The organism is Paenibacillus sp. VTT E-133280, assembly GCF_002264385.1.
In the GTDB taxonomy this organism is placed as follows: domain Bacteria; phylum Bacillota; class Bacilli; order Paenibacillales; family Paenibacillaceae; genus Paenibacillus_AQ; species Paenibacillus_AQ nitricinens.
This window is the reverse complement of sequence record NZ_NFUX01000065.1, coordinates 13935-26259: the sequence shown is the minus strand read 5'-3', so window position 1 is coordinate 26259 and position 12325 is coordinate 13935. Positions and strand designations below refer to the sequence as shown.

11 protein-coding genes are annotated in these 12325 nt (G+C 45.5%); 10 read left to right on the top strand and 1 reads right to left on the bottom strand.

Annotated elements, in window-relative coordinates; genetic code table 11:
• The 10 genes from CA600_RS23820 to CA600_RS23780 all read left to right on the top strand — a co-directional run bounded on the left by CA600_RS23820 (position 1) and on the right by CA600_RS23780 (position 10770).
• Positions 1-900 carry a fumarylacetoacetate hydrolase family protein gene (locus CA600_RS23820; RefSeq protein WP_094873382.1) on the top strand — a complete coding sequence of 300 codons (900 nt, stop codon included), beginning with the start codon at positions 1-3 and terminating at the stop codon, positions 898-900.
• 9 nt (positions 901-909) lie between these two features.
• A complete protein-coding gene (locus CA600_RS23815; RefSeq protein ID WP_256989985.1) occupies positions 910-1752 on the top strand; it encodes an amidohydrolase family protein in 843 nt (280 codons plus the stop codon).
• Between the two features lie 49 nt (positions 1753-1801).
• Positions 1802-3571: an IlvD/Edd family dehydratase gene (locus CA600_RS23810; RefSeq protein WP_094873378.1), complete on the top strand. Its 1770-nt coding sequence runs from the start codon at positions 1802-1804 to the stop codon at positions 3569-3571.
• Between the two features lie 296 nt (positions 3572-3867).
• Positions 3868-4065 (top strand): hypothetical protein, encoded by a 198-nt coding sequence (locus CA600_RS30995; protein WP_143812192.1) that lies wholly within the window; start codon positions 3868-3870, stop codon positions 4063-4065.
• A gap of 479 nt (positions 4066-4544) precedes the next feature.
• Positions 4545-5561: an NAD-dependent epimerase/dehydratase family protein gene (locus CA600_RS23805; RefSeq protein ID WP_094873376.1), complete on the top strand. Its 1017-nt coding sequence runs from the start codon at positions 4545-4547 to the stop codon at positions 5559-5561.
• On the top strand, positions 5561-6631 hold the full coding sequence (locus CA600_RS23800) for a dihydrodipicolinate synthase family protein (RefSeq protein WP_094873374.1): 1071 nt from the start codon (positions 5561-5563) through the stop codon (positions 6629-6631). The genes CA600_RS23805 and CA600_RS23800 overlap by 1 nt, the downstream gene beginning before the upstream one ends.
• A gap of 126 nt (positions 6632-6757) precedes the next feature.
• Positions 6758-7939 carry a MalY/PatB family protein gene (locus CA600_RS23795; protein ID WP_094873372.1) on the top strand — a complete coding sequence of 394 codons (1182 nt, stop codon included), beginning with the start codon at positions 6758-6760 and terminating at the stop codon, positions 7937-7939.
• 117 nt (positions 7940-8056) lie between these two features.
• A complete protein-coding gene (locus CA600_RS23790; protein ID WP_094873370.1) occupies positions 8057-8365 on the top strand; it encodes a hypothetical protein in 309 nt (102 codons plus the stop codon).
• 42 nt (positions 8366-8407) lie between these two features.
• Positions 8408-9358 (top strand): nucleoside hydrolase, encoded by a 951-nt coding sequence (locus CA600_RS23785; RefSeq protein WP_094873368.1) that lies wholly within the window; start codon positions 8408-8410, stop codon positions 9356-9358.
• Between the two features lie 158 nt (positions 9359-9516).
• Positions 9517-10770 (top strand): stalk domain-containing protein, encoded by a 1254-nt coding sequence (locus CA600_RS23780; protein ID WP_094873366.1) that lies wholly within the window; start codon positions 9517-9519, stop codon positions 10768-10770.
• A 467-nt stretch (positions 10771-11237) separates the two neighbouring features.
• On the opposite strand, the gene CA600_RS23775 is transcribed toward CA600_RS23780, so the two are convergent.
• Positions 11238-11786: a hypothetical protein gene (locus tag CA600_RS23775; RefSeq protein WP_256989984.1), complete on the bottom strand. Its 549-nt coding sequence runs from the start codon at positions 11784-11786 to the stop codon at positions 11238-11240.
• Positions 11787-12325 lie beyond the last annotated feature (539 nt).

Genomic DNA, 12325 nt, shown 5'->3' with positions numbered 1-12325 from the left:
ATGAAGCTAATGACCTTTTTGCAAAAAGAGAATGATCATATGGGCGTTCTAACCGCCCGTGGTGTGGTGGATATTGAGGCGGCACAGGCTGCATTATCCATTCGGGCCGAAGTTCCAGTAACGGTTAGGCAATTACTTGATGGTGGGGAGGATGCATTTCACCAACTGAGAACTTTTGTCGATGAGCTACCTATCCGAGAAGGGAATCCATCCTGGTTGAAGCAGGAAGAGGAATTGACCTTCGGTCCTTGTGTGACTGATCCAGGCAAAATCATCTGTATCGGTCTCAATTACCGCCGACATGCAGAAGAGACGGGAATGGCCATTCCCGAATTTCCCATTCTGTTCAATAAATTTAACAATACACTAACCGGACATGGCTCTGAGGTTCCACTTCCGAAGACCAGCCACAAGGTGGACTACGAAGCAGAGCTTGGTATTGTCATTGGCCGAACCGCGAAATATGTAGCTGAGGAAGAGGCATTGGATTATGTCCTCGGGTATTGTACAGCTAATGATTTGTCGGCGCGAGATTTACAGATGCGGACGAGTCAATGGCTAGCGGGAAAGTCTTGCGATAAATTTTCACCCATTGGCCCTTACTTAGTCACTACGGATGAAGTAGGCGATCCCAATCAGCTCGATATTCAGTGCACAGTGAATGGTGAACTACGTCAGAACTCCAACACTTCGGACATGATTTTTAATTGCAAACAGATTGTCAGCTATGTATCCCAGTGTATGACGCTTTCGCCGGGGGATATTATCTTGACTGGAACACCAGAAGGCGTAGTGATGGGCTACGCTCCAGAGAATCAGTTCTATTTGCAAGATGGTGATGTGGTCACGGTGCAGATTGAGAAGCTTGGTGCCATTACAAATACGATGGTTAGCGAATAGGAGGGCGTAATGATGATCTTCGATTGTCATACCCATTTGTTTGGACCGGGAATGGTCTCAGGACCTACGGATGAGGCGATCAAACGGGCTTGGGGAACGGATATGAATATCGAAGCAACCCCCGAGCAGCATCGTAATAATTTAGAAGGATTCTCTGGTGCTATTGTACTGGCCATGGCAGCGCATGCAACGGGACTGGTTGTGCCGAATGCTTATGTCGCAGATTACTGTCGCACGGATCCAGATCGGTTATTCGGTTTTGCAAGTGTAGATCCCAATCATCTGGATTGTGTTGCTGAATTTGAGACGGCGATCCGTGAGATGGGATTAAAAGGGTTGAAGCTTGCGCCTATCTATCAGAATTTTTATCCTGATGATCCCAAGCATTATGCCCTCTATGCCAAAGCAGAACAGCTTGATGTACCTATTCTATGGCATCAAGGAACCTCTTTTGTACCGGAGGGTTATCTGGATGCTTCTAGACCAGCGATGCTGGACCCGATTGCTCGAACTTTTCCGAAGCTGAAGATGATTGTAGCGCATATGGGTCATCCCTGGATTGATGAATGTATTTCATTGGTACGCAAGCATCCTAATCTGTATATGGATGTGTCTGCGTTAGGAAGTAGACCTTGGCAATTCTACAATGCACTGGTATCTGCTATGGAATATGGGGTGCAAGACAAACTATTGTTTGGATCAGATTATCCGTTCTTTGGGACGCAGAAGATGCTAGATGCTCTATACCATATCAATGATCTAGTGGAGGGAACGAAGCTTCCGCGAGTATCGGAGGAGTTTATTGAAAACATCATAAATCGTCTAACACCGCAAATTCTTGGTTTTATCTGAAACATTTATGCTTGTTCTATAAGCGAGGTTGTTAAAAGGAGATGGGGTCATGACGGAGTGCTGGGACAGCGAGGAGAGTGTGGCTGAATCAGGCGGTAAGTTGAAGAGTGAGGCTTATTTTCAGGAAAAAGATCTGTGGGGATTTATCCATCGTTCCTTCACTAAGTCTATGGGCTACACCGAAGAAGATCTCCGCAAGCCCGTAATCGGCATTTGCAACACGTTTAGTGAGCTGAATAAATGCCATTCCCATTTTAATGAACTGGTGGATTATGTGAAGCGTGGTGTTTGGCAGGCAGGAGGCGTACCGATGGAATTCCCGACGATTTCGATCGGTGAACCTTATTTGAAGCCAACAACGATGCTGCTGCGTAATTTGATGGCGATGGATACGGAAGAAATGATGAAGGGGCATCCCATTGACGGGGTAGTACTGCTTGGGGGTTGCGATAAAACAGTACCCGCTCAGCTGATGGCAGCCGCTAGCGCCAATATTCCAGCCATTGTGCTGACAGGTGGTCCTATGCTAAATGGCAGATTGGGCGGGCGTAGTCTTGGAGCGTGCACGGATTGTTACGGCTTTACGCTGGAGCATAAAGCCGGAAATATAAGTGACGAAGAGCTGGCTGTTGCAGAGAATGCAATTTGCCGTAGTGACGGTCACTGCATGGTGATGGGCACAGCCAGCACGATGGCCTCGATCGCTGAAGCGATCGGCATGGCGTTACCGGGCTGTGCGGCTATCCCGGCGCCGGACAGCAGACGCAGGCATATGTCTGAGCGAACGGGCAAGCAGATCGTAGAGCTGGTTCGCCAGGGCATTCGTCCCCGCGACATCATGACTGCAGCGGCGATCGAAAATGCGATCACAGTTACGATGGCGAGCGGCGGATCGACGAACGCTATCATCCATCTTATAGCGATCTCCCAGCGGCTGGGGATGAAGCTGCCTTTAGAGACATTTGACCGGATCAGTAGCCAGACCCCGTTTATCTTGAACCTGCGTCCTTCGGGCAAATATCAGATGGAGGAGTATTTCGAGGCAGGTGGTGTACCCGCGCTGATGAAGGAGCTGGAGCCGCTGCTGCATGGGGATTGTTTGACTGTAACTGGCAGAACGGTTACAGAAAATCTGGTTCAGGCGGCAATACTTGACGGAGATGTGATTCGTACCTTGGAGGAGCCGCTGGACAGCCAAGGTGGAATTGCTGTGTTGCGCGGGAATCTGGCACCGGATGGGGCGCTGATCAAGCAAACTGCTGTATCCGCTTATCTCAAAAAGCATATCGGACGCGCTGTAGTGTTCGAGAGCCCGGCCGATCTAAATGAGCGGATCGATGATCCTAATCTGGTCGTGGATGAGAACAGTGTGCTAGTGCTTAAAAACGCAGGTCCGAAGGGTGCTCCAGCGATGCCGGAGATCGGGCAAATCCCGATTCCACAAAAGCTGCTGAAGCAGGGCATACGCGACATGGTCCGCATCTCTGACGCGCGGATTAGCGGTACTTCCTATGGCGCATTGATTGTACATGCGGCGCCGGAAGCTGCTGTCGGTGGTACGCTGGCGCTTGTACAGGATGGCGACGAAATTGAGCTGGATATTTCCGCGAGGCGCTTGGAGCTGAAGGTGTCGGATGCAGAATTGGCACGACGTAGGGTCTCATGGCAAGCACCCAAGCCGCACTATGACAGAGGGTATGGCTTGCTGTTTCATGAGCGTGTGCTTCAGGCGAATCTTGGTTGTGACTTTGACTTTCTTCTCCCTGTTGAGCTTAGAGAAGAGTTGCTGAGCGCGATAGAATCGGTGCACATCAAATAATAGCCGAGACTGAAATAATCTAATGCTTGTAAGATGAAATAGCTGCACTTTATACAACTACAGTTATATCGTAATCGTCTCATTTGGACTTTAACTGCACTTCATACAGTTAAATCTTATCAAATCGCTGCTTGTAGGCTCATTTTGGATTTTTAATTGCAGATAGTACAACTAAATTGCCATCTACGGGAACAGGAGTTGATATAAGTGTACGAAATACACTTATATCGCACGAATTGTACGAATCGCACGTATCGCACGAATTGCACGAATTGCACGGATCGCAAGTGTCGCGCATGTCGCAAATATCTCACGAATCGTACGTATTTGCGACTCCGGAAGCGGCTATCGGAGGAATTGCGACCTTGTGCAGGATGGCGATGAAATTGAGTTGGACTTCCGCGAGGCGCTTAGGGCTGAAGGTGTTGGAAGAGAATGAGGCCAAACGTCGGATTACAAGGCAAGCGCCTAAGCTATACAACGACAAGAGTTAGTATGAGTTTACTAGATTGTCTGACTGAACTGAGCTTGGTTTATTGCTTTGATTGATTTGAATGAGATGATTGCTTTGCTTTGAGTGATTGCATTTTATGCAATAGATTCCGCTCAAGAGAGGCTGGATTTTGATTCTATTGCACTTTGTGCAATGAAATTTCAGATAATCACCACTAAACGAGCTTATAGCAGGAATCTGGTGTATGAAGTGCAATAGATTCTTTTTTTAGCAATGAATTTGGAAATTCTATTGTACATTCTGCAACCAGAGAGTTAGTTTTCGATTGTAGCAAGCTGGTTTGCGAATGTAGTTAGTTTTCGATTGTAGTTAGCTTGGTTTCCGATCACAGCAAGCTAGCTTCTAATCTCAGATAGCCGGCTTTCAATTATAACTAGCATCGTGTCCGATTACACCAAGCTATGAGGTCTTTTGTGGTAAAAGCAACAAACTTGAGTCAATGGAGAGGAGAGTTCAATGATGCGAACCGTTCAAGAGTTGGAGAAGCGCTTGGCAAGTCCATCGGCAGCACTGATTGAGGAACTGAGCCAGCTTGATGGGGATATTATGCTGCTAGGCGTGGGGGGCAAGATGGGCCCCAGTCTCGCAAGGCTAGCGGTGAATGCAATTCGCCAAGCGGGGCTAGACAAGAAAGTTATCGGCGTTTCCCGCTTCTCGAATAAGGAGCTGAGTCGAGAGCTTGAAGAGACCGGGGTCGAGATTATCTCCACCGATTTGTCTGACGATAAGGCGCTGCAGGCACTCCCTGAAACTCAAAATATTCTCTATATGGCCGGGAATAAATTTGGCACGACAGGGAATGAGCATTTTACTTGGATGATGAATGCCTATCTGCCGGGACGCGTAGCGGAAAGATTCCCTAATTCACGAATGGTTGTATTCTCGACAGGCAACGTGTACCCTTTTACTCCGGTCAACCAAGGAGGCGCAACGGAAAGAACTTCTCCGAACGCGAACGGTGAGTATGGGCAATCTTGTCTGGGGCGTGAGCGTATTTTTGAACATTTCTCTCATAAAAATGGAACGCCGATGTTCATTTATCGGCTGAATTACGCCATTGATCTGCGGTATGGTGTGTTGCAGGAGCTGGCTCGGTCGGTGAAGGAAGGTATTCCCATTGATATCACAATGGGTCATGCCAATGTGATCTGGCAAGGGGATGCGAATGAAATCGCATTGCGAGCACTGCTACGTTGCAGTTCGCCGCCTAATGTCATGAACATTACCGGGCCTGAGACATTGTCCCTGCGCTGGGCAGCGAATGAATTCGGTCGAAAGTTGGGGGTTGAGCCGATCTTTACAGGAGAAGAAGCATCAACTGCGCTCCTAAGTAACGCGGCAAAAGCCGCCGCCACCTTCGGCTACCCGAAGGTATCGCTGGCCGAAATGATCGACTGGATTGGCGATTGGGTAGGACAAGGCGGAGAAACCTGGAATAAACCGACGCATTTTCAGGAGCGGGAGGGCAAATATTAATGACACTGACAAGAGTACCTTTGACTTCGGAATTACATGCCGCGCTTCATGATGGGTTGGCTATTCCCGCGCATCCGCTCGCCTTAACTAAAGAACGTAAGTTAGATGAACGACGCCAGCGGGCACTTACACGCTATTATCTTGCTTCCGGAGCTGGAGGGATCGCGGTTGCAGTACATTCCACTCAATTCGAGATCAGGAATCCAGAAGTAGGGCTGCTGGAACCTGTGTTACGTCTAGCTGCGGAAGAGGTGGAACTTGCCCTGCTAAATCGGCCATTCATGAAAGTAGCCGGTATATGCGGTGGGACGGAGCAGGCTGTTCTTGAAGCGCGCCTTGCTGCAAGTTTTGGTTACGAAGCAGGACTGCTTAGCATGGGGGGCCTGCAAGACTTAAACGAGGACGAATTATTGGAACGAACACGCAGAGTGGCGGATTTGATTCCGGTATTTGGTTTCTACCTTCAGCCATCGGTGGGAGGACGGATTTTAAGCTTTGATTTTTGGAAGGCATTCGCTGAAATTGAAGGCGTAATCGCCATCAAAATGGCACCGTTTAATCGTTATCAGACGCTGGATGTAGTCAGAGCCGTGCTTGAATCCAGCCGCCGTGAAGAAATTGCTCTTTACACAGGAAATGACGATAATATTATCAGCGATCTGCTCACGACCTTCCGATTTATGGTGAACGGCAAGCCCGTTGAGAAAAAAATAGTCGGCGGTCTACTCGGTCACTGGGCAGTTTGGACGAGCAAAGCAGTACAGCTGTTTAATGAGATTAAAAAGGTTAGAAGTGAACCCTCGTTGGCAACCAATTGGTTGACGCTTGGGGCTGAAGTGACGGATAGCAATGCGGCGATATTTGATCCCGCGCATCATTTTCATGGCTGTATCCCGGGTATTCATGAGGTGCTTCGCCAACAAGGATTGCTTGAAGGCTTATGGTGTCTAAATTCGGAGGAACGATTATCTCCGGGGCAATTGGAGGAAATCAACAGAGTGCGCAGAGACTATCCCCATCTGGTGGATGATGGATTCGTGGCATCGCATTTGGATGAGTGGCTGCAATAACATGAAGTTGTATAAGAGTTAAAGAGGGCGCACTTTCGACAAGTGCGTTCTTTCTTATCCAGAGTGCGATATCCTCCGCCTCATGATACAATAAGGGACAAGTTTATAAGGATGAGGTGACTTTAATTGAAGTATGATTTCGATCGCGTAATTGACCGCCGTAATACACGTTCTTACAAGTGGGACCAGTCCGAGAAGTTGTTTGGTGAGAAGGATATAATGCCACTTTGGGTGGCAGACATGGATTTTGAAAGTCCTCCTGCAGTGAAGGAAGCGATTCTGCGCCGCGCAGAACAAGGGGTTTACGGATACAGTGTACCTAGTGACTCTTATAAAGAAGCTATCACCTCGTGGTTCAGAAGACGGCATGATTGGGAAATTAAACCGGAATGGATTTCGGATTCTCCAGGAATCGTAACCTCCTTAAGTTTTTCTGTAGAGCTGTTTACTGAGCCAGGGGACGAGGTTATTTTACAGTCGCCAGTCTATTATCCCTTCTATGATGTCATCCAAATGAATGATCGCAAGGTCGCCAAGAATCCGCTTGTTATTCGTAATGGACGCTTCGAGATGGATTATGAGCAATTGGAAGGGCTGATGCAAGGTGGAGCCAAGCTGCTGCTTTTATGCAGTCCGCATAATCCGGGTGGTAGAGTATGGGAAAGAGAAGAGCTGCTGAAGCTTGGTGAGCTCTGTCTGCGTTATGGAGTGACCGTAATCTCTGATGAGATTCATTGTGATTTGGCGCTTCCAGGTTATGAGCATATCCCTTTTGCATCCTTATCTGAGGAAATTGCGAATATTACACTGACCACACTTGCTGCGACCAAAACCTTCAATCTACCGGGGTTACAATCTTCTTTTATCGTGTCTTCCAATCCGGAATTAAAGCTTAAATTTGATCGAAAAATGAAAGCCTTGAGTTTACATATGGCTAGCTTCTTCGCCCAAGGTGCAGTAGAAGCTGCTTATAATGATGGTGAAGAATGGTTGGATGAGCTTTTAGAGTACGTGTCAGGCAATGTGGACTATGCGATTAGCTATCTGTCAGAGCATTTGCCACAGGTCCAAGTGATGCATCCGCAAGGCACATACCTCCTATGGGTTGACTGCCGCGGTCTGAATCTGGATATTGATGGACTTAAACAGCTAATGTACAAAGAGGCTAAAGTTGCTTTTAATGAAGGCTCTGTCTTTGGAACTGAGGGACAAGGTCATCTGCGGATCAATCTAGCTTGTCCTAGATCTACTCTAGTTGAAGCGTTAGAACGCTTTTGCCAGGCAGCTGTAGCTTATACTGCGAAATAAAAGGTATTCCTGAAGCTTGATGATTCCTTCTAAGGGGATCGTCGAGCTTCTTTATTTTGCAAAAAGGTAAAAAGAATAATAAAATGGAGTCCATTACGTCAAGCAGGAGGACTTCAAATGAAATGGGTAGCTCAGCTTCCGTACTATAAGATACAGCGAGAAATTAAGGATGGAGAACAACGAAGTATTACATGCAATCGCTTTATGTATTTGTACAAAGATAGAGTTGTGACTCGTCATCGTGAATTTCCAATAAAAGATATTTTAGATATGTCCTATCGCTCAATGGGAGGTTCAGAGGGGATGTTCTATCTGTACACGAGTAAAGGTGTATATACTTATTTGGTAGAGTGTGATCCTGAAAGCTTTATTCATACTTTTAAAAAACAGCAAAGGAATAAAATTGAGCGTACTGGTAGGCCGTGATATGATAATCCATACGACATTACAGGGTGGGAGAGAAAATAAATGAGCAAAACACGAATTATTATTGATGCAGACACAGGTATTGATGACGCACTGGCAATTCTATATGCCTTACGTGCTCCAAATGTCATTGTAGAAGGAATTACAACCGTTTTTGGGAATATTGATGTCGAAAAGGCGGCGGACAATTCTCTGCGACTGATTGAGCTTGCTAAGCCTGGGTATGAGATTCCTGTAGCCATCGGAGCATCCAAGGCACTCGTTCGTGAGCACTCAGGCTACGCCACTCATGTGCATGGTGAGAACGGTATTGGTAATGTGGAAATTGCTCCATCCAGCCAGCGTCCCATTAGCGAGACTGCGTCTGAGTTTATTGTTCGGATGGCTAATGAGAATCCCGGAGAAATTGTATTAGTTACACTGGCACATCTAACCAATCTTTCGATGGCGCTTGATTTGGACCCTGGTATTAGGAATACTTTGAAAAAAGTAGTGGTGATGGGCGGTGCGATCTTTAATCCCGGCAATAGAACACCGGTTGCAGAAGCGAATATTGCTGGAGATCCGGAAGCTGCTGATCATGTATTTACATCTGGACTTCCCGTTCTGATGGTGGGTTTAGACGTTACGCTTAAGACGCGGATTACCCAAGAGCATATCGATTTATTAAACCGTTTTGGACGTGAAGAGAATAAAGCGATCATTTCGTTTATGGAACAATCGCTCACTCATTATTTTAACTTCTATCGTGAAGCGAACTTTTTGATTAACAGTGCACCGCTGCATGATCCACTCGCGCTTATGGTTGCGCTGCAACCAGATCTAGTAACCTATAAAGAAATGAATGTTCGTGTGGAGCACAAAGGTGAGTTTACATCTGGAATGGTCGTAGCGGATTTGCGGGCTCAGCCAAAAGTGGGTAAGCCCATACAAGTTGCTGTGGATGTAGATGTTGAACGAGCGGTGGGTACCTTTTTGAGTGTGTTTATGTAATTTTGTCGACCTCTACTAATATGAAAAATAATTTCGAAGCTCATAAATGACAATCTATTAATTTTACAATTGGATAATCTTTGGTAAAATGGTAGAAGACATATAAAGAGTTTAAGAGATTACACTTCATATTATGGAAGATGGGAGACTTAACAGTCATGAACAAACGGATTGGTAAATTGGTCTTATGTCTGGCGATATCGCTAGGTGGCACCACGGCATTACTCCAAAATACTACACAAGCAGCACCAGCAGGTGGAGTTAGTATTGTGCTGGACGGTTATGCACTACCATTTCCAGTAGAACCTGTTGTGATGAACGGAACCACGATGGTTCCATTCCGGGCGATCTCTGAAGCGCTGGGGATCAACGTAGAGTGGAATCAAGCGCTTAAGAAAATTACCGCGACCAAGACGGATACAGCGGGTACTAAAGTGGTAACGTTGACCCTTGGCAGCAAAAATGCAGGCGTAAACGGCGAAGTTGTGAAGCTAGGGGTTGCCCCGCAAACGATCCGCAATAACACGATGATTCCGCTTAGCTTCTTCGGCCAGCAGTTTGGTGCGGGGGTAGCTTGGGATCAAGCGACGAAGACGGTATCCATCACTTCACCCAAGACGGATATGTACAAGCTGGGCTTCTATGCGCTTAGCTCATACAGCGAAATTTCCTTGCTTCCTAGCTTTGATGCTGTAGCTTTTGGTTGGAGCGGGATTGATAAAAGCGGACAATTCACCACGACAGGTACTGACTTTAGATGGCCTCAAGCGGCTGGGGATGTAACTCCAGAGTCTATTATCTCAAATGCAGCAGCAGGGGGCACAGCGCCTTATCTGATGGTCTTTTCTGGTGATACTGCATCCGAGCTGACGAAGAACCTGGAAGATAAAGTGCTTCAAGAGCAGACGATTACAGGAATCGTTGATCTGGCTACACAAAAGGGATTCCAAGGCATCACGCTGGATCTTGAGGGATTGGGTCTCACAGGAGATAAAGCTAAGGTTCAAGCAGATTATAATGCGTTTGTGAAGAATCTGTCTCAAAAAGCACATGCAGCAGGTCTTAAGCTCACGGTTATCCTTCATCCATTAAACAGCTCTTATAAAGGTTATGATTACAAGACGCTAGGCAGCCTCGCAGACGATTTGGTCATTATGGCTTATGATTATTTGCAGGAGAAAAAAATGCCAGAGCCGATGAGTTTAGTTGATGAAGGTATCCGGCTTGCGCTTCAGCAAGTGAGTAAGGATAAGCTGATTCTCGGTATTTCCGTTTATAGTGAGAATGAAACTTCAGTAAATTCCAAGGTTGGACTTGCCAAACGTTATGGTCTTAAAGGAATTGCAATCTGGCGTGTGGGCTTGATTGGACAGCCTGTCTGGAATGAGATGGGTAAGTCGGTGGAATTATAGGCGGGATTATGATACGTTATCAAAAGAAAAGGGCTGCCATTTGGCAGCCTTTTTTTCTTAAAAGGAAAAATATTATATGCTTACGCATTAAATTATCCTTATCTTTCTCACATAAAGCTAGTATGGAATAGATCTATTAAAGTATAGGGAAATCCTCCCTATAAATTCTGCATTTTAGGGTTGTACAGGTGGAATATAGGGAATTTCTCCCTATATTTCAGCGGATATCATCGTTTTTTAGAAAATTCCCCGTATTATAGGGAGAAATTCCGCATAAATGGGTAATTTTGAAGAAATCATCCTGAAAATAGGGGGTTTTTCCCTATAAATCTCCCTTGCCATCTTCCATCACAATTTCATTTACTGGGTGCAGGAGGTAGGGGAGTTTGGGATATGAAATCTAAAATGGATCGGAATTTATAAATTTTACGGCATAAATGATCTTTCTCTTACGAAGGGCGATATGCCTATTCATACGTACCATTCTCGATGGACTCGATAGTAGTGAATATCCGCGAGTAGGCATCTTTAATGTTGGGTTCATTTATTTTGTCGTTGTAAAGCCCATCTTCCCAAGATCTATATTTTTCACCATTATGAAAATATCCTGTGGCATACATATTATTATTAAAGTCTTTTAAAGAAGAGTGCTCATACGATACGTCTTCAAGAACAAATGGCATAAATGACTTGGTAGACTGTATAAAGAAAAAAGGAATCCCTGCATGAGTATATACTTTAACATACTTATTGTCGTCCGCTTCTTGCAGATGCTCCTTCATAATAACTACAGCATCATAATCAGATGAAAGTTCATCGTAATCTTCTAACTCCTCAAAAGAAATACTTGTGAAGTGGATATGTTCTTCTCTTATTTTAGGGACCTCGCCAACAACACCTATAAATAAGCTTTTCCCTGAGTACAGCGGTGTATCAACAGTATCAGCATTAGATGTACAGCCTGTAGCAAATATGAATATTAGGATAATGAGTGCGTTTAGGATGATTTTCCTCATCTTTTGGCTCCTTTCAAGAGTTCTGCATGAGTTGTGTTTACTTACAATAAAGCATTATACTGGAAATTAATGGTTCAGACCAGTAAATGAGTCATGGACTTCGAAAGAAGCCTGATTCAGAGGAGGGTTATGTTGCGGTTGTTTTTGTCCTCATTATATTTGGAGTAGCCTTGTTTTTACCCCGTCAGATTAGGAAGTCTGGTTTAATTATAGTATCTTCAATAACTGTACTTCTGCTATTATCCTTCGCTATTCGCCCCTACTGGATTGATTATCAAGTATCCCGAAAAACAGAACAGCTCAATCACTAAATCCTTATCATTTACAAGTTAGATTTAAAAACGAAGAAGGTTGGATTTATGTTTATTCAGTCGTAAATGAGAAGAAAATTCACCAGAGTGTGTGGATACCATCAGGTGGCAACTCTTTCGAAGAAGGAAAGCATTACGAAAAATGAGATCAGCTAAGTAGTGATGAAGGGAAGTTTGGAACTGTAGAAGCGATAGCGACCGCCCGAAAGCTTTCCGTAGGAAAGCTCA